Annotated in this window: 24 protein-coding genes; 6 read left to right on the forward strand and 18 right to left on the reverse strand. The window is 70.3% G+C overall.

Going from position 1 to position 25,817, the window contains the following annotated elements:
* Positions 1–63: 63 nt before the first annotated feature.
* The 3 genes from ACIBHX_RS11990 to ACIBHX_RS12000 are packed head-to-tail and all read right to left on the reverse strand — an operon-like array spanning position 64 to position 2,755.
* The gene (locus ACIBHX_RS11990) at positions 64–483 is read right to left on the reverse strand and encodes a cytochrome c oxidase subunit 4 (RefSeq protein ID WP_397066707.1); all 420 of its coding nucleotides are present in this window, start codon (positions 481–483) and stop codon (positions 64–66) included.
* Complete coding sequence (gene ctaD, locus ACIBHX_RS11995; protein ID WP_397066708.1) at positions 483–2,144, reverse strand: cytochrome c oxidase subunit I; 1,662 nt, start codon at positions 2,142–2,144, stop codon at positions 483–485. Before ctaD ends, ACIBHX_RS11990 begins: the two co-directional genes overlap by 1 nt.
* Positions 2,141–2,755 (reverse strand): cytochrome c oxidase subunit II, encoded by a 615-nt coding sequence (locus tag ACIBHX_RS12000; protein ID WP_397066710.1) that lies wholly within the window; start codon positions 2,753–2,755, stop codon positions 2,141–2,143. The genes ctaD and ACIBHX_RS12000 overlap by 4 nt, the downstream gene beginning before the upstream one ends.
* Before the next feature lie 376 nt (positions 2,756–3,131).
* On the opposite strand from ACIBHX_RS12000, the gene ACIBHX_RS12005 reads away from it, so the two are divergent.
* The 3 genes from ACIBHX_RS12005 (at position 3,132) to ACIBHX_RS12015 (ending at position 5,061) form a co-directional block, all read left to right on the forward strand.
* A complete protein-coding gene (locus tag ACIBHX_RS12005) occupies positions 3,132–4,265 on the forward strand; it encodes a cysteine desulfurase family protein (RefSeq protein ID WP_397066712.1) in 1,134 nt (377 codons plus the stop codon).
* The gene (locus tag ACIBHX_RS12010; protein ID WP_397066714.1) at positions 4,262–4,507 is read left to right on the forward strand and encodes a sulfurtransferase TusA family protein; all 246 of its coding nucleotides are present in this window, start codon (positions 4,262–4,264) and stop codon (positions 4,505–4,507) included. The genes ACIBHX_RS12005 and ACIBHX_RS12010 overlap by 4 nt, the downstream gene beginning before the upstream one ends.
* Positions 4,508–4,629: 122 nt before the next feature.
* Entirely contained in the window at positions 4,630–5,061 is a 432-nt protein-coding gene (locus ACIBHX_RS12015) for a CBS domain-containing protein (RefSeq protein WP_397066716.1), read from the forward strand.
* A 207-nt stretch (positions 5,062–5,268) separates the two neighbouring features.
* On the opposite strand, the gene ACIBHX_RS12020 is transcribed toward ACIBHX_RS12015, so the two are convergent.
* A complete protein-coding gene (locus tag ACIBHX_RS12020) occupies positions 5,269–6,255 on the reverse strand; it encodes a carbohydrate kinase family protein (RefSeq protein WP_397066717.1) in 987 nt (328 codons plus the stop codon).
* A gap of 102 nt (positions 6,256–6,357) precedes the next feature.
* The gene (gene erpA / locus ACIBHX_RS12025) at positions 6,358–6,711 is read right to left on the reverse strand and encodes an iron-sulfur cluster insertion protein ErpA (protein ID WP_397066719.1); all 354 of its coding nucleotides are present in this window, start codon (positions 6,709–6,711) and stop codon (positions 6,358–6,360) included.
* Between the two features lie 281 nt (positions 6,712–6,992).
* Here erpA and nadA point away from each other — a divergent pair, with 281 nt between their 5' ends.
* The gene (gene nadA / locus ACIBHX_RS12030) at positions 6,993–8,126 is read left to right on the forward strand and encodes a quinolinate synthase NadA (protein ID WP_397066721.1); all 1,134 of its coding nucleotides are present in this window, start codon (positions 6,993–6,995) and stop codon (positions 8,124–8,126) included.
* A 534-nt stretch (positions 8,127–8,660) separates the two neighbouring features.
* Here nadA and ACIBHX_RS12035 read toward each other — a convergent pair.
* From ACIBHX_RS12035 to ACIBHX_RS12090, 12 genes are all read right to left on the reverse strand, one after another.
* The gene (locus ACIBHX_RS12035; protein ID WP_397066723.1) at positions 8,661–8,873 is read right to left on the reverse strand and encodes a hypothetical protein; all 213 of its coding nucleotides are present in this window, start codon (positions 8,871–8,873) and stop codon (positions 8,661–8,663) included.
* A gap of 147 nt (positions 8,874–9,020) precedes the next feature.
* Positions 9,021–10,409, reverse strand: coding sequence for an aldehyde dehydrogenase family protein (locus ACIBHX_RS12040; RefSeq protein ID WP_397067077.1), 1,389 nt, complete (start codon positions 10,407–10,409; stop codon positions 9,021–9,023).
* 22 nt (positions 10,410–10,431) lie between these two features.
* Complete coding sequence (locus ACIBHX_RS12045) at positions 10,432–11,460, reverse strand: NAD(P)-dependent alcohol dehydrogenase (RefSeq protein ID WP_397066725.1); 1,029 nt, start codon at positions 11,458–11,460, stop codon at positions 10,432–10,434.
* A gap of 72 nt (positions 11,461–11,532) precedes the next feature.
* Positions 11,533–12,195, reverse strand: a complete 663-nt coding sequence (locus tag ACIBHX_RS12050) for a TetR/AcrR family transcriptional regulator (protein WP_397066727.1) — start codon at positions 12,193–12,195, stop codon at positions 11,533–11,535.
* 29 nt (positions 12,196–12,224) lie between these two features.
* A complete protein-coding gene (locus ACIBHX_RS12055) occupies positions 12,225–12,821 on the reverse strand; it encodes an SIMPL domain-containing protein (RefSeq protein WP_397066728.1) in 597 nt (198 codons plus the stop codon).
* Positions 12,822–12,847: 26 nt separating this feature from the next.
* Positions 12,848–15,112 (reverse strand): protein kinase, encoded by a 2,265-nt coding sequence (locus ACIBHX_RS12060; RefSeq protein WP_397066729.1) that lies wholly within the window; start codon positions 15,110–15,112, stop codon positions 12,848–12,850.
* Between the two features lie 58 nt (positions 15,113–15,170).
* Complete coding sequence (gene lysX, locus ACIBHX_RS12065; RefSeq protein ID WP_397066731.1) at positions 15,171–18,353, reverse strand: bifunctional lysylphosphatidylglycerol synthetase/lysine--tRNA ligase LysX; 3,183 nt, start codon at positions 18,351–18,353, stop codon at positions 15,171–15,173.
* Between the two features lie 27 nt (positions 18,354–18,380).
* Positions 18,381–19,763, reverse strand: coding sequence for an alpha/beta fold hydrolase (locus ACIBHX_RS12070; protein ID WP_397066733.1), 1,383 nt, complete (start codon positions 19,761–19,763; stop codon positions 18,381–18,383).
* A 16-nt stretch (positions 19,764–19,779) separates the two neighbouring features.
* Complete coding sequence (locus tag ACIBHX_RS12075; protein WP_397066735.1) at positions 19,780–20,337, reverse strand: hypothetical protein; 558 nt, start codon at positions 20,335–20,337, stop codon at positions 19,780–19,782.
* A 7-nt stretch (positions 20,338–20,344) separates the two neighbouring features.
* Positions 20,345–21,241, reverse strand: a complete 897-nt coding sequence (htpX, locus tag ACIBHX_RS12080; protein WP_397066737.1) for a zinc metalloprotease HtpX — start codon at positions 21,239–21,241, stop codon at positions 20,345–20,347.
* A 2-nt stretch (positions 21,242–21,243) separates the two neighbouring features.
* Positions 21,244–21,522 (reverse strand): hypothetical protein, encoded by a 279-nt coding sequence (locus ACIBHX_RS12085; RefSeq protein ID WP_397066738.1) that lies wholly within the window; start codon positions 21,520–21,522, stop codon positions 21,244–21,246.
* A complete protein-coding gene (locus tag ACIBHX_RS12090; RefSeq protein ID WP_397066740.1) occupies positions 21,519–22,325 on the reverse strand; it encodes a PspA/IM30 family protein in 807 nt (268 codons plus the stop codon). Before ACIBHX_RS12090 ends, ACIBHX_RS12085 begins: the two co-directional genes overlap by 4 nt.
* A gap of 152 nt (positions 22,326–22,477) precedes the next feature.
* On the opposite strand from ACIBHX_RS12090, the gene ACIBHX_RS12095 reads away from it, so the two are divergent.
* Positions 22,478–23,062: a DUF3043 domain-containing protein gene (locus ACIBHX_RS12095; protein ID WP_397066742.1), complete on the forward strand. Its 585-nt coding sequence runs from the start codon at positions 22,478–22,480 to the stop codon at positions 23,060–23,062.
* A 95-nt stretch (positions 23,063–23,157) separates the two neighbouring features.
* Positions 23,158–25,095 carry a multicopper oxidase family protein gene (locus ACIBHX_RS12100; protein WP_397066744.1) on the forward strand — a complete coding sequence of 646 codons (1,938 nt, stop codon included), beginning with the start codon at positions 23,158–23,160 and terminating at the stop codon, positions 25,093–25,095.
* A 9-nt stretch (positions 25,096–25,104) separates the two neighbouring features.
* Here the strand turns inward: ACIBHX_RS12100 and ACIBHX_RS12105 are convergent, their stop codons facing one another.
* On the reverse strand, positions 25,105–25,815 hold the full coding sequence (locus tag ACIBHX_RS12105; RefSeq protein WP_397066746.1) for an SMI1/KNR4 family protein: 711 nt from the start codon (positions 25,813–25,815) through the stop codon (positions 25,105–25,107).
* Between the last annotated feature and the right edge of the window lie 2 nt (positions 25,816–25,817).

Below are 25,817 nucleotides of genomic sequence, written 5' to 3' on the forward strand. Positions count from 1 at the left end.
TTGGTGGTAAAGAACACCAAAAAGCGGGTGTCCCATCGCAGGACACCCGCTTTGCGGATTGGCTCAGTGAGAGAAGTTGCCCCGGTAGTACTGGAACACGAACCCGATCATGCCCATGATCACCATGAACACCCCGAGCAGGAACATCCAGAACCCGATGGCGAACCCGGCGAAGGCGAAGGCCGCCGCCAGGCACAGGAACAGCGGCCACCAGCTGCTCGGGCTGAAGAAGCCGATCTCCCCCGCGCCCTCGGAGATCTCGCCCTGCTTGTTGTCCTCCGGCTGGTCGCCGATCCGGCGAGCCGTGAACATCAGGTAGTAGCCGATCATGAACGCGAAGCCGACCGAGATGGCCATGGCCGTGGTGCCGACCGGCTCACCCTGCCCTGTGGGGCTCTCGGCCTTGGTCCAGAACCAGTAGGCGACGTCGACCCCGGCGAAGAACAGGCCGCACAGCAGGAACAGCCAACCCTGAACCTTCATCAGGCCTCAACCTCCTGCGGGGACTTGGCGGACACGTGCGGGTAGTGCAGGTCGAAGGCCGGGCGCTCGGACCGGATCCGCGGCAGCGAGGTGAAGTTGTGCCGCGGCGGCGGGCAGGAGGTCGCCCATTCCAGCGAACCGCCATAGCCCCAGGGGTCGTCGACCGTGACCTTCGGCGCGCTGCGTGCCGTCTTCCAGACGTTGTAGAAGAACGGCAGCACCGACAGGCCGAGCACGAAGGCGCCGACCGACGAGATCAGGTTCAGGTCGGTGAAGCCGTCGGCCGGGCTGTAGTCGGCGTAGCGGCGCGGGAAGCCGAGCACGCCGAGCCAGTGCTGGACCAGGAACGTGGTGTGGAAGCCGATGAACAGCAGCCAGAACTGCAGCTTGCCGAGCTTGTCGTCGAGCATCTTGCCGGTGAACTTGGGCCACCAGAAGTAGAAGCCCGCGAACATGGCGAACACGACGGTGCCGAACACCACGTAGTGGAAGTGCGCCACCACGAAGTAGCTGTCACTGATCTGGAAGTCCAGCGGCGGCGAGGCCAGGATGACGCCGGTCAGGCCACCGAGCAGGAAGGTGATCAGGAAGCCGATCGAGAACAGCATCGGCGACTCGAAGCTGAGGTGGCCGCGCCACATCGTGCCGACCCAGTTGAAGAACTTCACGCCCGTCGGAACCGCGATGAGGAACGTCATGAACGAGAAGAACGGCAACAGCACCTGGCCGGTGGCGAACATGTGGTGCGCCCACACCGTGATCGACAGACCCGCGATCGAGATCGTCGCGGCCACCAGGCTGATGTAACCGAAGATCGGCTTGCGGCTGAAGACCGGCAGGACCTCGGTCACGATGCCGAAGAACGGCAGCGCGATGATGTAGACCTCGGGATGGCCGAAGAACCAGAACAGGTGCTGCCAGAGCAACGCACCGCCGTTGGCCGGGTCGAAGATGTGGGTGCCGAGCTTGCGGTCGGCCTCCAGGGCCAGCAGCGCGGCGGCCAGCACCGGGAAGGCCATCAGCACGAGCATGCTGGTCAGCAGGACGTTCCAGGTGAAGATCGGCATCCGGAACATCGTCATGCCGGGCGCGCGCATCGTGATGATCGTGGTGATGAAGTTCACCGAGCCGAGGATCGTGCCCAGACCCGACAGGGCCAGACCCATGATCCACAGGTCACCGCCGAGCCCCGGCGAGCTGATCGCGCTCGACAGCGGCGTGTAGGCGAACCAGCCGAACGCGGCCGCGCCGTTCGGGGTGAAGAAGCCCGAGACGGCGATGATGCTGCCGAACAGGTAGAGCCAGTAGCTGACCATGTTCAGGCGGGGGAAGGCCACGTCGGGCGCGCCGATCTGCAGCGGCATCAGCTCGTTGGCGAAGCCGGCGAACAGCGGCGTCGCGAACATCAGCAGCATGATCGTGCCGTGCATCGTGAACAGCTGGTTGAACTGCTCGTTCGTGGTGAACTGCAGCCCCGGCTGGGCGAGCTCGGCACGCATGATCAGCGCCATCACGCCGCCGATCAGGAAGAACGCGAACGACGTGATCAGATAGAGGTGCCCGATGATCTTGTGATCGGTGGAGGACAGCCACTTGGCGATCACCTGGCCCTTGGTGTGGGGCCTGGTCGTCGTCGCGAGTGGTTCTTGGATCGCTGTCACTGGGCACTCCCGGACTGAGATGCGACGTACTGGTCATACTCAGCCTGCGGAACGAGCTTCACGGAGAAGAGCATGCGGCTGTGGTCGACGCCGCAGAGCTCGGCGCAGCGACCGGCGTAGACGCCCGGCTTGTTCAACGTGGTGATCTCGAAGAAGCGACCCTTGTTGTCAGGGGCGAGGCCGGGGATCACGTCCCGCTTGAACAGGAACGCCGGGACCCAGAACGAGTGGATGACGTCCGGCGACTCCAGCTCGAACTGCACTCTCTTGCCCACGGGCAGGACGAGCTGCGGGCCGAGCTTGTAGTCGCTGACCGGCTGGCCGACGACCTGCGGCAGGGTCTTGCCGCTCACCGTGGAGGTGAAGCGCCAGCTCCACTGGAACGCCTCGACCTTGACCTTCACGTCCGGGTTCGGCGAGAGCTTCTGCAGGTAGTTGCCGTCACGCGCGGTGAAGAAGAAGAACACCGACACCATGACCAGCGGGACCACGGTGTAGAAGATCTCGATCGGCAGGTTGTAGCGCACCTGCGGCGGCAGCTCGGCCTTCGCCCTGCGCTTCCTGTGGAAGATCACGGCCCAGATGATCAGGACGATGACGACGGCGCCCATGGCCAGCGCGGCGATCCAGGCACCGTTCCACAGGTTGACAATCCTGTCACCCTGTTCGGTGACGTGATCAGGAAGAAGGCCGCTGGACCAGTTGGCCCTCGGAACGTCGCTAGCACACGCCGTTGCGGAGGCCAGCAGCAACGCCAAAACGGCGGCGCGTGGCACTCTGCGCCGGGCCAACGAACGCCGCGTCGAACGGCGAGTCGGACTCACGGATCGCCTACCCCACAGATGAAGCCCAGGTGTCTCTCCTGGGCGCTCGTATTGCTGTTCTGAATCATGCACAGACTGACAAGCAGACACATTAGCGTGAAGGGGGCCCGCCCTAGTTCCCGCCCCCCAACGATGGCGTGCCACAAGTGGGACGATAGGAGCCGTGGCGTACTTCGACGCGGCCTCCAGCGAGCCGCTCCATCCGCAGGCCCGTGAGGCGTTCCTGGCGGCTCTCGACGTGGGCTGGGCCGATCCTGGCAGGCTGTACGGCCAGGCCAGACGGGCCCATCTGCTCCTGGAGCAGGCCAGGACCGAGGTGGCGGAGGCACTCGGGGCCCGGCCGGACGAGGTGTCGTTCACGGCTTCGGGGACGCAGGCCGTACATCTGGGCGTTCTGGGGACGCTGCACGGGCGGCGCAGGGTCGGGCGGCACCTGGTGACCAGCGCGGTCGAACACTCGAGCGTGCTGCACGCGGCCGGGGTGCACGAGCGCGACGGCGGCACGGTCGAGACGGTCGGTGTCGACCTGTCCGGCCGCGTCGACCTGCCGGCCTTCACCGAGGCCGTGGCCAAGGAGGGCACGGCGCTGGCCTGCCTGCAGACGGCCAACCACGAGGTCGGCACGCTGCAGCCGGTTGCCGAGGCGGCCGAGGCCTGCCGGGAGCACGGCGTCCCACTGCTGGTCGACGCCGCGCAGACGGCCGGGCGGCTGCCGGTTCCGGCCGGCTGGTCGGTGCTGACGGCCAGCGCGCACAAGTGGGGCGGGCCCGCCGGGGTGGGCGTGCTGGTGGTGCGCAAGGGGACACGGTTCCGGTCGTTCCTGCCCGAGGACGAACGGGAACGGCGGCGGGTGCCCGGGTTCGAGAACGTGCCCGCGATCGTGGCCGCGGCCGCGGCGCTGCGCGCGATGACGGCCGACGCGGCGCGCGAAAGGTCCCGCCTGTCCGCTCTCGTCGACAGGATCCGGGAGCAGGTGCCGAAGATCGTCCCCGACGTCGAGGTGATCGGGGATCCGGTATCACGAGCGCCCCATATCGTGACTTTTTCGTGTCTTTACGTCGATGGTGAGGCATTGCTCACTGAGCTCGACAAAGCGGGATTCGCCGTCTCGTCCGGGAGTTCCTGCACGGCTAGTACGCTTCGTCCATCGCATGTTCTCGAGGCGATGGGTGTGCTGACACACGGCAACGTCCGGGTGTCGCTGCCCAGAGGCGCCTCCGCGGCCGACGTCGACCGCTTCCTCGCCGTCCTCCCCGAGCTCGTGCACCGGATCCGCCAGGACGCAGGAGTTTCATGACCGAGCTGACACAGCCGGCACTGACGATCGACGCGCTCGGCAAGAAGTGCCCGATCCCCATCATCATGCTCGCGGAGCAGATCAACTTCGTGCCGCTCAACGCCGTGGTCGCCGTCCTGGCGGACGACCCCGCGGCCTACAACGACGTCCCCGCCTGGTGCCGCCTCAAGTCCCACAAACACGTCGGCACCTTCGAACTCCCAGACGGCGGCTGGTCCATCCACGTCCGCCGCGCCTACTAACCCGCCCCCTACGAACTGGCCGAAGGCGAAGAGGCGTGCTGCGCCCCTGTGCGGTGGCGTTGCCGAAGGGGTGAAGTGGGTACAAAACCCCACGAACGTCATCCGAATTCGGGGGGAATGAGATGACTGAAGGACATCCGCATGAAAGGGCCCGCGACCTGATGAGCGCGGGCGCGGAGTGCATCGCGGCCCATGAGACACTCGACCGCGCCGCCCAGATGATGCGTGACCTGGCCGTGGGCGCCCTGCCGATCTGCGGACCTGACGATCGCCTGACCGGCATCATCACCGACCGCGACATCGTCATCAAGTGCGTCGCCGCCGGCCACGACCCGTCGCGCATCACCGCGGCCGAACTGGCGACCGGCCTGGTCTGGATCCCGGCGGACGCCACGGTGGAGGAGGCGCTCGCCCGCATGGTGGAACACCAGATCCGCCGCCTGCCCGTGATCGACAATCACCGCATCATCGGCATGATCAGCGAGGCGGACCTGGCCAAGCATCTTCCGGACGCCCAGCTCGCCGACTTCTGCCACCGCATCTACGCGACCTGACGGCTCCACACGACCTGACTACACGCGGGTCCTCACGCATCCCGATGCGCGAGGACCCGCACTTTTCCGCCTGTACGGTCCCCACGAAACAGCCCCTCCGGGCGGTCGACAGCGTACGAAGCGGCAACCCCGGTCACACGGAGAGCCGGGTGCCGGGGTTGCCGTTATGGGGACGACGGAGCACGTGGCTGCTCGCCGTACCGGAGACTAGGGGTGGTGGCAGTGCACGAGGGGAGCGATCTCCGTGGCGGCCTCGGAGCCGTAGGCGGCGGAGAAGCGATCCACGAAGGCCTGCTGCCCGAGCTCGTACTCCTGCCCGCCGACCCGCTCCAGCACGTGGGTGGCCGTGAGGTTGCCCAGCTGCCCGCAGCGCTCGAGCGGCAGCCCCCAGGCGAGCCCGGCCAGGAACCCGGCGCGGAAGGCGTCACCGACGCCAGTGGGGTCGGCCTTGCCCAGCTCGGGCGAGGGCGCGACGTGGATGGACGGCTCGCCCTTGCGGTCGATGACGGCGCCCTTGGGCCCGAGCGTGGTGACGCGGACGCCGACCCGGTCGAGGACCTCCTCGTTGGACCAGCCGGTCTTCTGCTCGATGAGCCCCTTCTCGTAGTCGTTGGAGAACAGGTAGGCGGCGCCGTCGACGAGCTGGCGGATCTGCTCGTCGGCCATCCTGGCCAGCTGCTGCGAGGGGTCGGCGGCGAACGGGATGCCCCGCTGGCGGCACTCGTCGGTGTGGCGCAGCATCGCGTCGGGGTCGTTCGGGCTGACGAGGACCAGGTCGAGGCCGCCGATGCGGTCGGCGATGGGCTGCAGCTCGATCATGCGGGCATCGGCCATCGCCCCGGTGTAGAAGGAGGCGATCTGGTTGTGGTGCTCGTCCGTGGTGCACAGGAAGCGGGCGGTGTGGTGGTTCTCCGAGATGTGCACCGAGGCGCAGTCGACGCCGTGGCGCTCCAGCCAGGAGCGGTAGTCGGCGAAGTCGGTGCCGACGGCGCCGACGAGGATCGGGGTGAGACCGAGGCACCCCATGCCGAAGGCGATGTTCGCCGCACACCCCCCACGACGGATCTGCAGGTCGTCGACCAGGAACGAGAGTGACACCCGATCCAGCTGCTCGGCGATGAGCTGGTCGCCGAAGCTGCCGGGGAACGTCATCAGATGGTCGGTCGCGATTGAGCCGGTGACGGCAATGCGCACGGGATTCTTCTTCCTCGTTGTCAGCAAGCCAAATGAGCCCATCGAGAATACGCGACAGGGCGCCGTCCGGCGAAGCCGCCGCACGACGCCCAGTGGATGATGCTAGTTGAACGAGTCGCCGCAGGCGCAGGAGCCGGTGGCGTTGGGGTTGTCGATCGTGAAGCCCTGCTTCTCGATGGTGTCGACGAAGTCGATGGTGGCGCCCATCAGATAGGGAGCGCTCATCCGGTCGGTGACGACACCGACGCCATCGAAGTCGGTAACCACGTCGCCGTCCATCGAACGGTCGTCGAAGAAGAGCTGGTAGCGCAGGCCCGAACAGCCGCCGGGCTGCACGGCCACGCGCAGCTGCAGGCCTTCCTCGCCCTGCTGCTCGAGCAGGCTCTTGACCTTGGCGGCGGCCGCGTCGGTCAGGATCAGGCCCTGCGTCGTGGTCTCGCTGCTCTCAACCGTCATGTGCTGACTCCCGCGTGTGGCAGTAAATGAAGTCCTACTTAGACGCTACCAACACTCTCTGACTACTACACATTCCCCCACTGAAAAGATCTTGAACCTTCGACTGTACGGCAAGCCGCCCCTCCGGCCGCCCACCGCACCTCGGCTGAGGGCCCCAGCCCGGCGCTGACGGCGAGTCGGTGACGCTCGCCCGCCGTCACGGCGCCCGGGATCCCCCTGGGTGGTTTCCGGGCGGCATGTGACATCATGGGTATCGTCACTTCGACGATAAGGGGTGTGACATGACTGCTTTGCCGCTCTACGTGCTCGGCCAGGACGCCGATCCGCACAGCGAGAAGGGGGTCGACTGCCCGGGCGAGCTGCCCTCCGCTTCGGACCCCGCGTTGGTGGAGCGGGCCCGGGCGGCCAAGGCGGCGCTGGGTGACCGGCTCTTCGTGCTCGGCCACCACTACCAGCGCGATGAGGTGATCCAGTTCGCCGACGTCACCGGCGACTCCTTCAAGCTGGCCCAGCAGGCGGCGGCCAGGCCGGAGGCGGAGTACATCGTCTTCTGCGGCGTGCATTTCATGGCGGAGTCGGCCGACATCCTCACCACCGATGCCCAGAAGGTGATCCTTCCCGACCTGGCGGCGGGGTGTTCGATGGCCGACATGGCCACCTTCGACCAGGTCGAGGAGGCGTGGGAGGCGCTGGAGGACGCCGGGATCGCCGACGACGTGATTCCCATCACGTACATGAACTCCAGCGCGGACATCAAGGCGTTCTGCGGCAGGCACGGCGGCGCGGTGTGCACCTCCTCCAACGCCAGGCGGGCGCTCGAGTGGGCCTTCGCGCAGGGCTCCAAGGTGCTGTTCCTGCCCGACCAGCACCTGGGCCGCAACACGGCGGTGCTGGAGATGGGCATGTCGCTGGAGGACTGCGTGCTCTACAGCCCGCACCGGCCGCCCAGGCCCGAGGCGCTGCGGGACGCCAAAATGATCCTCTGGCAGGGCCACTGCTCGGTGCACGGCCGTTTCACCGCCGACTCGGTCGACGACGTACGGCGGCGCATCCCCGGCGTGAACGTCCTGGTGCATCCGGAGTGCCGGCACGAGGTGGTGCTCAAGGCGGACTACGTGGGCTCGACGGAGTACATCATCAGGAAGCTCGCCGAGGCGCCCGCGGGCAGCAGCTGGGCGGTCGGGACCGAGCTCAACCTGGTCAAGCGCCTGGGCCAGATGTTCCCCGACAAGCAGGTCTCGTTCCTGGACAAGACCGTCTGCTACTGCTCGACGATGAACCGCATCGACCTGCCCCACCTGGTGTGGTCCCTGGAATCCCTCGCCCTCGGGGAGGTCGTCAACCAGATCGCGGTCGACGAGGACACGACCCACTGGGCCAAGGTCGCCCTGGACCGCATGCTCGCCCTCCCATAAAGGCATGGTCCTTGCTTTTGGCGGCGCTTCGCGCTTATCAGCTGTGGGCTGTTCTTTGTGGGGGGCCGAGCCCCCCACAAACCCAGGCAGGGGCGCGCCCCTGCCACCCCACACGCGCCTCCGCCGCGAATCCCCGCCCGAAGCCCACCTATGCGGGCGGCCATCCGACCCCCACCCCGAGGCAGGCGCGCCCTCCAGCGAGGTGAACGAGGGCCTTCAGAGGGCGGGCGTCGAGGAGATACCACTCCGGGAAGAGGCCCCCGAGGGGAACATCCTTCGGGAGTGCCGCGGGTGAGGCGCCCCTGGCGAACGAGGGACCGAGGCGAGACCCGCGCACGAAACCCCACCTCGGCGGGCGGCCCCGAGCCGGAACGCAGGAATGGCGTGATCCGCCCTCACGAGAATCGGAAAAGCTCACTTTCGGCGTGGCATCGCTGTACCCGCGAAGAGCCGTCGCCGAGCTGACGGAGTCGCGGATGGTCCCGTCAGGCGTAGGCCCCGCAAGGACGGGCTCGAAGTCCCTGGCGTAACGGCCTACAAGTGCGGCTGTCCGTACTCGCGAAGATCGCACTCGCCGCCGTACTCGAGCAGCCGGTCGGCGTAGCGCCTGGCCAGCTCGTCGATGCGGGCCTGCATCCGCCGCATCGCGGCGGGCTTGAACCAGTCGGCCCCGATGGCGCGGAACACCTTGTGGTCGGGGTCGTCGATGTGCACCAGCGTGCGCAGCGCCATCCCTGAGGCGGCCATCTGCGCCTCGGTCGCCGCCGGCGTCAGCAGCGGTAGCCGGGCCCGTCCACCCAGTGCACCGGCGAGGTGGCGCGCAGCCGCGTGAAGGCCTGGTGTAACCGGTCCTAGTCCGCGTACGCCGTGGCATCGATCAGCGTGAGCCCCGGATCATCGAGCACGGTGGACCACCTGGATCTCGGTGAAGCCGAGCAGCCCCCAGGTGCCGTTCTCGACGCCGACACCGCTCCACTTGAAGCCGCCGAACGGCTGGGCGGGCGAGAGCGCCAGATGCGTGTTGACCCAGGCGGTGCCGCATTCGAGCCGCCCCGCCACCTCGGCGGCCCGGTCGGCGTCGGTGCCCCAGACCGAGCCCGACAGCCCGAAGTGGGTGCCGTTGGCCCGCTCGAGCGCGTCGTCCAGGTCCCGGTAGGACACCACGGGCAGGGCGGGGCCGAACTGCTCCTCGTCCACGATCCGCGCGCCGTCCGACAGTCCGGCCAGGATGGTGGGCTCGAAGAAGTAGCCGGGCCCGTCCATCGGCTTGCCGCCCGCGGCCGCCCGCGCGCCGCCGGCCAGCGCGTCGGCGACCAGCTCGCTGACGCGCTCGAACTGCGGCTTGTTGTTGATCGGCCCGTACTGCACGCCCTCGGTCATCCCGTCGCCGACCTTGGCCGCGCGAGCCTGTACGGCGAGCGCCTCGACGACGTCGTCGTACAGCCGCTCGGGCACGTAGACGCGTTTGATGGCCGAGCAGACCTGGCCGTTGTTCTGGAAGGCGCCGGCGAACAGCTTGGCCGCGACCGCCTCGGGGTCCACGTCATCGAGCAGGATGGCCGGGTCGTTGCCGCCGAGCTCCAGCGTGAGCCGCTTCAGGTCGGGCGCCGCAGCGGCGGCGACCTTCTTGCCCGTCGCGACCGAGCCGGTGAAGCTGATCTTGCGGGGCACCGGGTGCGCGGTCATCCAGCCACCCAGGGCGTCGCCGCCGCTGACCACGTTGAGCACGCCGGGCGGCAGCACCTCGTTCAGCACCCCGCCCATCGCCAGCGTCGACAGCGGCGTGAACGGCGACGGCTTGAGCACCATGGTGTTGCCCGCGAGCAGGGCCGGCGCGATCTTCCAGCTGGCCAGGATGAGCGGGTAGTTCCACGGGGTGATCGCCGCGACCACGCCCATGGGCCGCCGCACGACCTCGACCAGCGCGCTGGCGTCGTCCTGGATGACCTCCCTGGGCATCTCCAGGTCGGCGAAGTGCTTGAGCCAGATGGCCGCCCCGATCACCTCGAACGTGGCGTCCTGCAGGGGTTTGCCCTGTTCGGCAGTGAGGATCGGAGCCAGCTCGGCCGATCTGGCCATGAGCAGGTCGCCGGCGGCGTGCAGCGCCTTGCGCCGGGCGGCCTCGTCCGCCTTCCAGGTCCGGTAGGCCTCGGCGGCGGCGGACATGGCCTGGTCGAGCTGGTCACGGGTGCACTCTGGCGCCTGGGCGTGGACCTCGCCGGTCGCGGGATTGACCACGCCGAAGGTGTCCTGGGTCGCGACGCGAGCGCCGCCGATCGTCATGGACTGCACGATGGGCTCCTGTTCATGGCAGCAGGACGGGCTTGACGACCTCGCCGCTCAGCGACGCGGCCTCGGCCCGGTTGATCTCGGCGAGGGGGAAGGTCGTGACGAGCCTGTCGAAGGGGAACCGGTCCTGCTTCCACAGCTCGATCATGCGCGGGATGAACGTCTGGGGTACGGCGCCGCCCTCCAGGATCCCCATGACCGTCTTGCCGCTGGACAGCGCGTTGCCGTTCAGCACGAGGTCGCCCTGGCCGATGCCGACCAGGCCGCATATCCCGGTGGGGCGCAGCGCGTCGACGGCGGCGGCGATGACGGCGGGCACTCCGGTGGTGTCGAAGGCGTACTGCACGCCGGACACCTCGGCGGCGTCGGTACAGGTGTGGGTGGCGCCGAGCTCTCTGGCCAGCTCGAGCCGGCTTTCGTGCAGGTCGACCGCGATGATCGTGGTCGCGCCCGCGACCCTGGCCGCCATGACGGCCGCCAGCCCGACGGCTCCCGCGCCGAAGACGGCGATGCTCGACCCGGCGGCCACCTTGAGCGCCAGCAGCACCGAGGCCGCCCCGGTCTGGATGCCGCAACCCAGCGGCCCCATCAGCTCCAGCGGCACGTCCTGGTCGATCGGCACCACGTTGCGCACGCCGGCGATGGCGTGCGAGGCGAAGGAGGACTGCCCGAACCAGCCGCTGAGCACGCCGCCGACCGGTCCCTCCGCGGCCGACAGGTTGCGCGGGAAGAACGTGTCGCAGTAGGCGGGGTTCGCCTCACGGCAGTTGGCGCAGCCGCCGCAGGAGTCGAAGGAGAGCACCACGTGCTGCCCCTGCTCGATCCCGGTGACGCCGGGCCCGACCGCCTCGACGACCCCGGATCCCTCGTGACCGAGGATCACCGGCGTCGGCACCAGCCCCGCCCGGCCCAGCAGGTCGGTGTGGCAGAAGCCGACGCCGGCGATCCGGACCAGCACCTGGCCGGGACCGGGCCCCGCCAGCTCCAGCTTCTCGATCGCGTACGGCTCCGCGGCCGAGCGCAGGACGGCGGCCTCGATCTGCATCGGCGACTCCTGGGGGCAGGTCCCGAAATAGAATGGGATTCTGGTCAACTATGAAACCGACCGCGCGTACAGTCAAGCCGCCACGGCGCGCAGGCACTCCCAGACGACGGGCACCAGGCTCGCACCCGGATCGGCCCACTGACTGAGGCCCAGCCGGTCGAGCAGCAGGCCGCCCAGGAAGACGTCCACGAAGGCGGCGCCCACCTCCTCTGGGGTCCTGGGTCCCGCGGCGTCGTACCAGACCCACATCCACTGCAGCGAGCCGAACAACTGCAGCGTGGCCAGCTCGGCGTCGACGGGGCGGAAGACGCCCAGCTCGATCCCGCGGCGTACCTCGCTCGCGACCAGGTCCCTGACCTGGCGGCGCAGCCTGCCCGCCGCGCCCAGCTCGGGCTCGACCGCGAGCAGGCCGACCTCGCGCTGCGAGGCCACGGCCGCGTGACCGGCCAGCGTGTGCACGATCACGAAGGCGTGGATCACGGCGGCCAGGCGCTCGTGCGGCGCGGGCAGCCGCTCCCACATCAGCGCGATGGCCTCCAGCTGATGGCGGGCGAAGCCCTCCTCCAACTCGCGCAGCATCCCCGCCTTGGTGCCGAAGTGGTGCACGATCGTGCCCTTGGACAGGCCGAGCTCGTCGGCGATGTCGCCGAAGTTGGTCCGCTCGTAGCCGCGCTCGGCGACATGGCGGATGAACGCCTCGAGAATCTCGCCGCGTCGACCAGGACTTCTGGACATAACGCGATTTAACCGTACGTACGGTCAAGTCAGAAGGCATAGACGACGCGGACGGCGACCGAGAGGGTCGTGCGGCCGGGGCTGACGGAGTCCTTGGCCTCGGCGGCGGCCAGCATGAGCGGCTGCGGGCCCGAGCGGACCTCCTCCGTGACCGACACCACCTGCCCGAGTGTCCGCCCGGCGAGCTCGGCGTACTGCTCCGCCCTGGCCGTGGCGTCGGAGAAGGCGCGGGCGCGCGCCTGCGCGAGCGACTGCCCGGGGTCGGAGACCTCGAACGTCACGCCGTTGAGCCGGGCCTCCTCGCCCACCCCGGCGACCGTGTCGATCACCCGGTCGGCCGCGGACAGGTCGCGGACGACCGCCTCGACGCCCTGCGCGGCCCGGTATCCGGCGATCTTCGGGTAGGCCTCGTACTCGGGGCCCAGCGACAGCTCGGTGGTCCGCACGTCCCCCGCCTCGATCCCGGCGGCGCGCAGCGCCTCGGCCAGCCTGGCGGCGGCCTGCCGTACGGCGGCGAAGGCCTCGCCCGCGGCGGCCCTGCGCACCTCGACCCCGGCGTTGAGGCGCATGACGTCGGGCGCGGCGGAGACCGCGCCCTCGCCCACGACGGTTATCTGCTGTTCCACGTACACCCCCTGATGATCATAGGTTCCTACGGCGTGCCTCTGCTGTAGCGGAAGCCCATCTTGTCGAACTCGGCCTTGGACTGCGCCGTCGCCAGTTCCCTGACGACCTGCCCCTTCAGATCGATGACAACCGCCTCGTACCCGGCGCCCTTGGCCCGCCAGGCGGCCAGATGGTCGTCGTCCCACCAGCCGATCAGCCGCTCGCTCTTGAACGGCACGACGACCGGCGCGGCGTCGCCCGAGGTCGCGCGGACGCAGATCGACTCGCCGGTGGCGGTGCAGTGGGACAGGAAGCGCGACCCGGTGGGCGAGATGTCGTCGCCCTCCACCCAGACCGGGGAGCCGGTGCCGGCCAGGGAGCGGACCGGGTTGCCCTTGAGGTCGTAGAACTTCATCTTTCCCGACACCCAGGTGCCCACCGACTGCCCGTCGGCGTCCCAGAAGAAGCGCCACTCCCCGGCGCCCTTGTCCTTGACCTCGTAGGTCTGGGCGGTGCCCGCGTCGACGTCGATGATGCCGTAGCCGTACTCGACGCTGGAGCTGGTGGTGGCCTTGTAGAGGGTGACCAGGCCCAGCTTGCCGTCAGGCGACCAGCGCGGGGTGGTCGGGAAGATCGGGGCGGCGCTGAGCTTGATGGACTTCCTCTCGCCCGAGCGGTGGTCGATCACCGACACCTGCGCGTAGTGGTCGCTGGTGTAGTCGACGTCGGTGCCGAGCGCCTTGGTGCCGTCGGCGTTCAGCGCGTACTCGAAGTAGCGGGTGTTGAGCTGGAAGTCACCGCCGTGGCGCACGTAGACGCGCTTGCCGCTGTCGACGCTGTAGGAGGCCAGCTTGAGCGGGTCGGCGTCGCTCTCCTGGATCCGCACCGAACTGCCGGGCAGCGCGATCGTCCGGCTCGCCGTCGAAGGCGTGGTCGGGGTCGGGGTGGGCGTAGGCGTAGGCGTCGGCTCGGTCGACGTGGGGGCGGTCGGGGTGGGGGTGGGGGTGGGCAGGGCGGCCAGCCGTACCGCTAACAGCGTGCCTGCGGCGCCCAGGACCAGCGCGCCCGCGATCGCGCCCGCCACGATCCACCCGGTCGCGCGCTTGCGCGTCGGCTGGGTGCGCATCGGCGGTGGCAGCTGGTACGGCAGGCCGCCCGGACGCCCCTGCGGCGGGAGCGGCCCTGACACGTGCTGCCCCACGGGACCCGACGCCTGGTGCCCCACCGGCCCTGAGACCATCGGCCCCTGCGCCATCCGCGTCCCATGCGGCCCCACCCCAGGCCCCTGCACCCCAGAACCAGGCCCCTGCGGCCCGGAAGGACCGTGTGGCCCGGAAGCGGGACCGTGGGGGCCGGAAACTGGCCCGTGGGGGCTAGAAGCAGGCCCGTGCGGGCCAGAAGGACCGTGGGGGCCGGAGGGGTGGCCGGGGGCGGAGGCTATGGCGGTGCCCTGGGCGAGTAGGCCGGGGGCCGCGGCCGGGGGCGCGCCGGGGGTTCCGGGAGCGTGGCCGAGCAGGCGCATCAGGGCCTGGCCCGCGCTCGGCCGCCGCCCGGGATCCTTGGCCAGGCAGTCCGTCACGAGCCCGCGCAGCGCAGGATCGGCGATGACGCTCACGTCGGCGTCGGCGTTCATGATGCGGTTGACCACCGCGGGCAGGCTGTCGTGCCCGAACGGCGGCTGCCCGGAGGCGGCGTACAGCAGCGTGCACGCCCAGGCGAACATGTCCGCGGGCGGCCCGGGGCTGGCCTCGCTGAGCTGCTCGGGCGCCATGAACGAGGGCGTGCCGATGGCGGTGGCCGTCAGCGTCGAGGTCAGGTCGAGGGCCCGCGCGATGCCGAAGTCGATCACGCGCGGCCCGTCGGAGGCCAGCACCACGTTCGACGGCTTGAAGTCGCGGTGCACGATGCCCGCCTGGTGGATGGCGACCAGCGCGGTGACCGTCCCGATGGCCAGCCGGTGCAGCGACGCCCCCGACCGCGGCCCCTGGACGCGGACCACCTCGGCCAGCGTCGGCCCGTCGATGTACTCGCTGACGATGTACGGCCGGCCGGCCACCAGCCCGGTCTCCACGACCTGCGCGGTGCAGAAGGGCGCCACCCGCCGGGCCAGCGCCACCTCGCGCACGAACCGCTCCGATGCCTCGCGGTCCCCCGCCAGGTCCGCGCGCAACAGCTTGACCGCGACCTTGGCGCCGTCCGGAGCCGTGGCGAGGTAGACGGTCCCCTGCCCGCCCTCGCCCAGCCGCCCGGTCAGGGCGTACTCCCCCACGGTCTCGGGATCCCCTGGCCGCAGGGCCGAGAGGTCCGACATCGCAACCCCCACGTATGGCGTCTTTTCCCGCCATTCTGCTGGGTCGCCGCGCTCCGCGTCACCTCTTCAGCGGACGCACCAGCGGAAACGTGACCGTCTGCCGGATGGACGCCCCGGTCAGCAGCATGACGAGCCGGTCCACGCCCAGGCCGAGCCCGCCTGTCGGCGGCATCGCGTACTCCAGCGCCCCCAGGAAGTCCTCGTCCACCTCCATCGCCTCCGGGTCGCCGCCCGCCGCGCGCAGCGACTGCTCCATCAGCCGCCGCCGCTGCTCGACCGGGTCGACCAGCTCGGAGTAGGCGGTGCCGATCTCCGCGCCGAAGGCCACCAGGTCCCACCGCTCGGCCAGCCGCGGATCGTCGCGGTGCGGCCTGGTAAGCGGCGAGACGTCGGCCGGGAAGTCCAGGTAGAAGGCCGGCGCCACGGTGGTCTCCTCCACCAGCCGCTCGTACAGCTCCAGCACCAGCTGGCCGCGCCCCCACTTCGGGCTGTACGGCACGGCGAGCCGGTCGCACAGCTTGCGCAGCTCCTTCGCGGAGGTGTCGGGGGTGACCTCCTCGCCCGCGGCGCGCGAGATGGCCTCGTTGACCGGGATCACCGGCCACTGGCCGGAGATGTCCACCCCCTGCACGACCTGCCCGCCCAGCGCCCGGCAGGTCGCCTCCTGGATGAGCTCCCTGGCCAGGTCGAGCATGACCCGGTAGTCGGCGTAGGCCTGGTAGGCCTCCAGCATCGTGAACTCGGGGTTGTGCTTGTAGGACACGCCCTCGTTGCGGAAGGTCCTGCCGAGCTCGAAGACCCGCTCGACGCCGCCCACGCACAGCCGCTTGAGGTAGAGCTCGGGCGCGATGCGCAGGTAGAGGTCCAGGTCGTAGACGTTGATGTGGGTGTGGAAGGGCCGGGCGTTGGCGCCGCCGTGCACCGGCTGCAGGATCGGGGTCTCCACCTCGAGGAAGCCCCGCCGTACCAGGCCGTCGCGCAGCGCCTGAACGGCGGCCGCGCGCAGGCGCAGCACCTCGCGCGCCCGCGGGTCGGTGATCAGGTCCAGGTGCCGCTGCCTGACCCTGGCCTCGGGGTCGGACAGCCCCCGGTGCTTGTCGGGCAGCGGGTGCAGGCACTTGGCGGTCAGCGTCCACTCCTCGACCAGCACCGACACCTCGCCCTTGGCGGAGGTGGTCACCCTGCCGCGGCAGCCGACGTGGTCGCCGAGGTCCACGACCTCCCGCCACGATCGCATCGTGCCGGAATCGGTGAGCATGAGCTGGCGCTCGCCCGCCCAGTCACGCAGCGTGGCGAAGATTACGCCGCCGTGGTCGCGGATCAGCATCACCCGCCCCGCCACGGCCACCGACTCGCCGATGGTGACGGCCTCCGCCGTCGTGTGCGTGCGCGGGAAGTCGACCGGGTACGGCTCGGCCACCAGGTCGAGCTTGGCGGTGCGCACCCCGACCTGCTGCTTGACCGGGGCGCTCGGCGGTTCGGCGGCCGGTTCCGGCAGCAGGGCGACGGCCTGGGCCGGGATGTGCTGCTCGGCCCCGCGCCGCAGCAGCGTCGGCAGGCTCGGCCCCGACAGGAAGCCCTCGGCGATGGCCGAGGCGATGCCCACCTTGGGCAGGTCACGCGTGTCGGCGTAGGCCAGGAAGCGCGGCACCCACTCGGGGCGGTACTTGACGTTGGAGCGGTAGAGCGACTCCAGCTGCCACCAGCGGGAGAAGAACAGCAGCAGGCTCCGCCAGGCGCGCAGCACCGGGCCCGCGCCGATGCGGGCGCCCTGCTCGAAGGCGGCGCGGAAGACCGCGAAGTTGAGCGAGATGCGGTCCACGCCGAGCCTGGGCGCCGCCTCGACGAGGCCGGTCACCATGAACTCCATCAGGCCGTTGTCGGCCTGCCTGTCGCGGCGCATGAGGTCGAGCGAGAGGCCGTGCTCACCCCACGGCACCAACGACAGCACGGCCGCCTCGTCGCCTTCCGCCGTCAGCGCCTCCACCAGCACGCAGCGGCCGTCGGCCGGGTCGCCCAGGCGGCCGAGCGCCATGGAGAAGCCGCGTTCGGTCTCGGTGTCGCGCCAGGCGTCCGCCCTGCCCATGACCGCCCGCATCTCCTCCTGCGGCAGGTCGGCGTGGCGGCGCACGCGCAGCGTGTACCCGGCGCGCTGGACGCGGTTGACGGCCTGCCGTACACCTCGCATGTCGCGGCCGTGCAGGGAGAAGTCCGCGACGTGGACGACGGCCTCGTCGCCGAGCTGCAGCACCTTGAGCCCGGCTCGGGCGTAGGCGCGGGCGCCCTCCTCGCCCGCACCGATGGCGGCGGCGGTCCAGCCGTACTCTCTCGCCTGGTCGAGCCAGCATCGGACGGCCGGTTCCCAGGCCTCGACGTCGCCGATCGGGTCGCCGCCCGCCAGGCTGACGCCGGCCACGACCCGGTAGGAGACCGCGCTCTTGCCGCTCGGGGAGAAGATCGCGGCCCTGTCGCGGCGGGTGGTGAAGTAACCGAGCGAGTCGCGCTCGCCGTCGGCGGCCAGCAGCTGCCGCATCCTGATCTCGTCGCCCGGCGGCAGCTCGGCCGTGGCCCGCTGCGAGCGGAAGAACTCCGCGGCGGCGGCCAGCAAGGCGATCGCGCTGATCAGCCCGATCACGAAGGACACCCAGGCGGGGCCGTGGCCTTGCCGGTCGAAGTCGAGCGTGATCGCCCCGCCCATCACCTTCTCCAGCGCCCACTGGAAGTGGTCCGAGGCCCGCAGCGTGCCGGGGAACGCGGTGATCAGGCCGTAGCCGAGGGCGAGGGAGACCAGCAGGCCCGCGACCAGCACGAGCAGCGCCTTGCGGAAGGAGGCGCGTTGCACCTTGGCGTAGAACTCCCGCCTGGCAAGCAGCAGCACGACCAGCAGCAGCACGGTGAACACGCCGCTGACCACGACGGGCGTCAGCTTGTCGCCCTGGTCGGGCGCGATCATCATCAGCGTGCCGAGCAGCACGATCAGCACCAGCTCCACCCACACGAACACCAGGAGCAGCCGGTAGGCGGCCCGCTTGCGCCGCGCGATGGCCCCCGCGAGCAGCACCATGAACACGGCGTAGGCCAGGTTGGGCTCGACGGGGAAGACGAAGTCGTTGACGGCGCTGGTGATCGGCTCGAGCAGCAGCCGCAGCGGCCTGATCAGCGCGATGACGGCGGAGTACACCGCGATCACCGCGAAGGTGCCCGCGAGAACCCTCGGCACCCACCCCCATCGTGCCGCCATTGCCCGGATATACCCGACTACGCTCCGTCAAACCGCCTGGACAATCGCCTCCGGCGCCGTGACCTGCACCTGGTGGCCGGCGCCCGGCAGCCGGACCAGCCTGGCCTTCAGCAGCCCTGCCAGCGCCGCGTGCCGCCCGCCGTCGCCCCCGGCGCTGAGTATCGTCACCCGGATGCTGGGAAGCACGTGCTCGTGGCGGATCTCCCGCAGGTCGGCGGCCATGTCACGGAAGGCGAGCCACTCCCCCACGGCCGCCGCGAGCACCTGTCCCTCGCGGTAGACGCCGGGCCCGTCCGCGACTCCGGTGATCATCCGGTGGACGGCGGGCCCTGCCAGCCGGGCGATCACCCAGGCTCCCCAGGTGCTGCCGAGCGCCGGCAGCCAGCGGCCGAGCGCCCTGCCCGCCGTACTGGTCCGCCGCCCCTTCCTGGGCAGCGGGCTCGGGTCGACCAGGACCAGGGCGCGGATGCGCAGCGGGTGCAGGCGGGCGAACGCCTCTGCGTGCCAGGCGGCCACCGAGTGCGCCACGACCGTGACGTGCTCGGGGTGGGGCGGGGCGAGCGCGGCCAGGCGGGCGGCCTCGCCGTACAGGGTGGGCGTGGTCAGGGCGGCGGTGCTGCGGCCGAGCCCGGGACGGTCGAAGCGGATCACGCGGTGTGTGGCGGCCAGGCCGGCGGCGACGTGGTCCCAGTGGTACCAGGCTCCGGCCATGCCGTCGGTGATGACCACGGCGGGGCCCTCGCCCTCGTCGATCACGTGGAGGTGGGCGGCCGGCCGTACCGCTTCCTGGGAGAGCAGCCTGAGCGCCAGGTGGACGAGCCAGAGCGCGATGATCGTCACCTGGGCACGCTGGGCCACGCCTACCAGCCTGCCCGCGATGACCGCGGCCAGCACGAGGAGCGTGACAACGGCCAGCGCGGCCGTCAGCGCCCATGACGCCCGCGAGGGCGGGCTCAGCAGCGCCATCGCCGCCAGCGCGGCCACTATCGCCAGCACGCCGGCCACGGCGTGGATGTGGTGCGCGAACGAGAGCGGCCCCCGCTCGCAGGCGGGGTCGCTGAGCGCCGCGCAGTCGAGCGGGAAGGCGGCGTCGGCCATGGTCAGCAGCCCGAACAGGGCCAGCGCCGGCCATCCGGCCCGCTCCCAGCGCCACCGCCCCGGCGCATCGCGGCGGCCGTCGCCGCGCACGACGGGCAGGACGGCGATCCCGAACAGGCAGGCCAGGCCGGCCAGCGCGTCGGTGGTGCGGAACAGCGGCGACCAAGGCTGGTCGCGCGCGGCGAGCTCGCTGACGTAGCCGTCGGCCCTGTCCACGCGCGGCGTGGCGAACTGCCCGGGCGCCCAGGCGCTGAGCAGGACGGCGGCGACGATGAACGCGCAGGCCGCGGCCAGGATCAGTCTTCGCTCCACGTGATCATTAGATCACTCAGAGTCCTGGAGCCCCCCACACGGGGAACCAGCGGCCGAGGTCCTCCTCCAGCGGCAGCTCCTCGGCCAGCACGCCGCGGGCCTGCAGTTCCAGGGCGTTGTCGCGGCGCTGACCGGGCCTGGGGGCGAAGGGGTAGAAGGTGCCGCGCTTGTACAGGTAGACCACGGCCAGGCGGCCGCCGTCCTGGTCGGCGAAGGACACCAGCGAGCACAGCAGCGACGGGCCGAACCCGGCGCCCTCCAGCGAGGAGTTGACCGCGTGCAGCTCGGTCACCAGGTCGCTGACGGCGTCGGGGTCGCGGCGCACCAGCAGCCAGGTGTAGCCGTAGGCGTCGTCGGACTGCTCGACCCGGTCGCCGAGCAGCGCCTTCACGTCGCGTTCGAGCGTGGCGAACGCGCCGCCCTCCGCGGCACGGAAGGACACAGAGCCGAGACCGGTGGGGACGAGACCGGTGGCGGCCTGCAGCGTGATGGCCGCGGACGGCAGCGCGAACAGCGCGTCGAGGTTGGGTTTGACCGGCTTGGAACGGCCCAGCAGGGCATCCCACCAGCTCACGCGGAGGTCAACCCCTTCCGAGCTGTGCCGAGATCTTGGCCAGCTCCGCCACCCGGCGCTCCAGCGAGGGATGCGTGGAGAACAGGTTGGCGATGGACTGGCGGTTGGCCAGCGCGGGCGCGAAGTAGAAGGCGTTGAACGGCTCCGCCTCGCGCAGGTCGCGCGTGGGGATCCTGGCCATGTCGCCGCTGACCTTGTACAGCGCGCTCGCCAGCGCCGAGGGCTTCTGCGTGAGCAGCGCCCCGGCCCGGTCGGCAGCCAGCTCGCGGTAGCGCGACAGCGCCCGCGTGAGCAGGAAGCTGACCGCGTACACCACGATCGACACCAGCATGATGATCAGCCCGATGGGCAGGCCGCCGCTGTTGTCGCGGCTGCGGCCCAGCCCGCTGTAGAGCGCGAACCTGGTCATCAGCCCGGCCACGATGCCCAGGAACGAGGCGATGGTCATGACCGCCACGTCCCTGTGGGCGACGTGCGACAGCTCGTGGGCCAGCACCCCTTCGAGTTCCTCCCGCTCCAGCCGCCGCAGGATGCCCGTCGTGACGCAGACCACGGCCTTTTTCTGGTTGCGGCCGGTGGCGAAGGCGTTGGGGACGTCGGAGTCGGCGATCGCCACCCGCGGCTTGGGCATGTCGGCCAAGGCGCACAGCCGGTCGATGAGGCCGTGCAGCTCCGGGGCCTGCTCGGGCGTGACCTCCCGGCCGTGCATCGCGAACAGCGCGATGCGGTCGGAGAAGAAGTACTGCACGAACAGCATCGCCGCCGCGATCACCAGCACCGTGACGGCGCTGATGCCGACGGCGATCAGCACCGCCACGAACGCCACGTAGAGCAGGCCGAGCAGGAACATCGTCACGACCATGCGGCGGGTCAGGCCGCTGTCGGACGCGAAGCGGGTGCTCACGGCTAGCCCGGGATGAGACCCTGGTCGCCCAGCATCTCCCGTACCTCGTCGATAGAGGCGTCCGCGGGCGGAAGGATCAGCTCCGACGGCTCGAGGCTGTCGTCGGCCAGCGACTTGCCCACGGCGCGCACCTTGTCGAGCAGTGCGTGCAGCTTGACGCGGAAGGCCGCCTCGTCGCCGGCCTCGATGGCCGACTCCAGCTCGCCGTCCAGCGCGTTGAGCACGCCGAGGTCGTCGGCCGAGATCTCGACCTGACCCTCGCCCATGATTCTGACGATCATGCGCCCTCCCCCTGGTGCGGCAGCTGCTGGGTATGCGGCTGCTGCTGGGGCTGGGCCTGCTGCTGCGGCTGGCCCTGCTCGATGGCGCTCTTGGGCGCCGGCCCCTGGCCGAGCTCGGCCTTCATACGGGCCAGCTCCAGCTCGACGTCCATGCCGCCGCCCATGCGGTCGAGCTCGGCCTGGATGTCGTCGCCGCGAGTGCCGCTGAAGTCGTCGAGCGCGCCGCTGGCCAGCAGCTCGTCGATGGCTCCCGCGCGGGCCTGCATCTGCGCGGTCTTGTCCTCGGCACGCTGGATCGCCAGACCGACGTCGCCCATCTCCTCGGAGATGCCGGAGAACGCCTCGTTGATACGAGTCTGCGCCTCGGCCGCGGTGTAGGTCGCCTTGATCGTCTCCTTCTTGGTGCGGAAGGAGTCGACCTTGGCCTGCAGCCGCTGGGAAGCCGTGGTGAGCTTCTCCTCCTCGGCCTGCAGGTTGTCGTGCTGAACCTTCAGATCGGCCATCTGCGTCTGCAGGTTGGACCTGCGCTGCAGCGCCTCGCGGGCCAGGTCCTCGCGCCCGACGGACAGCGCCTTGCGGCCCTGGTCCTCATATCGCTTCGCCTGGGCCTCGATGCCGTTGATCTGAAGCTCCACCCGCTTGCGCGACGTGGCGACGTCGGCCACACCCCGGCGCACCTTCTGCAGCAGCTCGAGCTGCCGCTGATAGGAGTAGTCCAGGGTCTCGCGCGGATCTTCCATCTTGTCCAAGGCCTTGTTGGCCTTGGACTTGAAGATCATTGAAAGTCTCTTCATCACGCTCATGCGCGTCGGCCGTCCCCTTCTTAGGTCGTGCTGGTGTTCACCCAGTGCAGCGCAGCCGCCTTGGGATTACCCTACGCATAACGCACGAGGGCGTCACTAAGTTGCCTTCCAGGTAGGGTTGACGTGTGTTGCGACGCCGTTCCCAAACCTCCGTGGACGACACCCCCGTCCCCGCTGACGATCCTAAGCCTCAGGGTAAGGGTCGTCCCACACCCAAGCGCCGGGATGCGGAAGGGCGCAAGCGCCAGCCGGTCTCCGCGCCGAAGGACCGCAAAGAGGCCTACCGGCAGTCCCGGGCCAAGCAGACCGCGGACCGCGAGCGCGCCCGCCAGGGCATGCTGGCCGGCGACGAGCGGTACTTCCCCGCCAGGGACAAGGGCCCCGCGCGCAAGTTCGCCCGCGACTGGGTCGACTCGCGCCGCCTGCCCAGCCAGTACTTCCTGCCGTTCTCGCTGCTCATCCTGGCGCTGACCTGGATCCCGTGGCCGATGGCCGTGCGCGCCCAGGTGCTCAGCTGGACCATCACCCTCGGCTGGCCGATCATGATGGTCGGCGTGCTGTTCACCTCCGTCTTCGTGGCGTGGAAGGTGAAGAAGCAGGTCGCGGAGAAGTTCCCGAAGGAGAGCCTCAAGGGTGTCGGCTTCTACGCCGCCATGCGCGCCCTGCAGATCCGCAAGCTGCGCTTCCCGCCACCCGCGGTGAAGCCGGGCGGCAAGCCGGTGCCGGTAAAGAAGTAACCGATATTTCCCGATATTTCGTTATATCGGGAAAACCTGTGAGTCGTCACTTGCGTCACACCCGTCGGGGGCCCAGCTCAGCGACGGGAGAACAAGTGAAGACAAGCAGACGGGGGTTTCTCGGCCTGGCCGCGGGAACGGCCGCGACGATCGCCACGGTGGGCGGGTTAAGTGATCCCGCCCGGGCGGACACGTCGACGGTCCGTGACGGCGCGCGGGGCCTCTCCGGGAGCGCGGCCGAGCCCGCGCCTGGCAGCCAGGTCTCCGAGCTGGCCGGGCCCGACAAGCCAGTCACGGCCACGCTCACGCCATTCCTCGACGCGTTGCCGGTCCCGCCCGTACTCAGGCCGCACGGGCGCGAGGTGACGCTGGAGCTGCGCTCGGTGCGCAAGCGCCTGCACTCGCAGCTCCCGCCGACCCGCCTGTGGACCTACGAGGGTCACTTCCCCGGTCCCACGATCGAGGTACGGCGGGGCCAGCGGGTGCGCATCGCGTGGACCAACCGGATCGAGAACGAGACGGTGCCCGTCACCGCGGTCCAGGTGGCGGCCGCCACGCCGCCGCCGGTCAACGCCCCGGGCAGGGGCGGCGCGACGCCGCGGGCCGACGTGGCCGCGATCCCGCCGTGGCTGGTGACGCACCTGCACGGCGCGGTCACCGCGGCGGGCAACGACGGCTGGGCGGAGAACGGGCTACGCGCCGGTGAGGCGCAGGCCGTGGAGTATCCGAACGACCAGCCGGCCACCGGCCTGTGGTACCACGACCACGGTATGCACGTCGGCACCTGGACCGTGTTCTCCGGGCTGCTGGGCAGCTACCTGATCAGGGACGACGAGGAGGACGCGCTCGGCCTCCCGCACGGCAGGCACGAGATCCCGCTCGTCCTGTGCGACCGCAACCTGGACCAGGACGCGGCCGGGCTGCTGACCGGAGACCTGCTGCACAAGGTGCAGATCACCACGACCAGCCCGAAGGTGGTGGCCCGGCCGTTCAGCGGGCCGTTCACGCTGGTGAACGGCGTGATCTGGCCGCATCTGGACGTCGATCCGCGCTGGTACCGCTTCCGCGTGCTGAACGCCTCCAACGCCCGCGTCTTCCGGCTCCAGCTGATCGACGAGACCGACGGAAGCGTGGTCACCGGGGCGATCAAGCAGATCGGCTCCGACGGCGGCCTGCTGCCCAAGCCCGTCGACGTCGACGGTCCGCTGATCCTGGCGCCGGCGGAGCGGGCGGACCTCCTGGTGGACTTCCGCGCCAAGCCGGGCAGGAAACTCAAGCTCGTCAACACCGCGCCCGGCGTCACGCCGGGCCAGGAGGCGCCGGACCAGAACATCCCGTTCCCGCAGGTGATGGAGTTCCGGGTGGCTGGCAGGCGGCCTGACGACGACTTCACCCTGCCCGCGGTCGTCTCGCCCAGCTTCGTGCGGATCGACCACGACACGCTGCCCGCCGACCACGAGCACCGCGTCGTGCTCACCATGGTCGGCGGCGGCGACCACGCGCAGATGTGGGAGATGGAGGAGGACCCGCAGGCCACGCCGGGCTCCGAGGGCGTCGTGCAGATCGACGACAAGACCTACCGCCGGGTGGCCGGGATGCCCGACGATGCCGTGAACTTCTTCGCCAAGCTGGGCGGCTGGGAGGTGTGGCGGTTCGTCAACGTGGCGCCAGCGCTGCATCCGATGCACATCCACCTGATGCGCTTCCAGATCCTCAGCCGCGACGTCTACGACATCTCCGGGTTCAGCGTGCAGAACGGCACGACGACCAAGCCGCTCGTGCGCGTGTCGGACGGCACGATCGATCCGAACGAGCAGGGCTGGAAGGACGTGGTCCGGGTCGACAAGGCGGAGAGCGTCAAGGTGGCCGGGCGCTTCGACGGCGGCACCGGGCGGTACGCCTACCACTGCCACCTGCTGGAGCATCAGGACGAGGGGATGATGCGGCCGCTGGTCGTGTTCCCGCCGGCCGTACTCGCGCTTCGGGCGCAGCACGGCCACCACCCGCACGCGCTCACGGACGCCAGCAGGTGAGGGCTTCCGTCAGGAGGCCTCGCGTATGGCGTCCAGGTAGGCGCCGTCGCGGGGCAGGACGGTCGTCCCCCCTGTGATGGGGACGAGTCCGGCCCTGGCCGGGTCGTGGCAGATCGTGCGCCAGGCGTCGCGGATCTCGCGGATGGTCAGGAACCGCACGCCGTTGAGCGTGAAGCCGTTGTGGCGCAGCAGCGAGGCGCGCATGTCGTCAGGGAAGCGGATGCCCATCTGTGCCTCGGCGACGGCGATCGTGTGAGCCCTGCCGGGGCGGCCGAGCATGGCCTGGCCCCGGTGGCGTCGCTCGATGCGACGCCACTCGCGCGTGACCTCCTTGCGCACGGCGGGGTCGAGCGGGCGGACCACGATCGGGGCGGGGAAGGGCTGGCACGAATCGACGCGGACCATGTACAGGCTCGGGGTGGGCGTGGGGCTCACCCTGCCGGCGGGGCTCGCCGGTACGGCGGGGGGCTCGGCCGCGCCGATGGGGCCGGGGTTGATGGCGATGACGGCCACGGTGGTGCCCACGATGGCCACGATGGCCACGATGGCCACGATGGCCAGCCAGGGCCCGAGCATGCCACCGCCGCCACGCCGGCGCGCTGCCGGAGCGGCCCCGGCAGGCGGCAGGGCGGCCTCGCGGAGGCGGGCGCGGCGGCGCAGCCGTACCGCCAGCGCGGCCAGGACGGCCGCGGTGAGCGCCGCCCGAACGAGCTTCAGCACGT

Origin of the sequence: Nonomuraea sp. NPDC050536 (genome assembly GCF_044457685.1) — a bacterium.
Lineage (GTDB): Bacteria > Actinomycetota > Actinomycetes > Streptosporangiales > Streptosporangiaceae > Nonomuraea.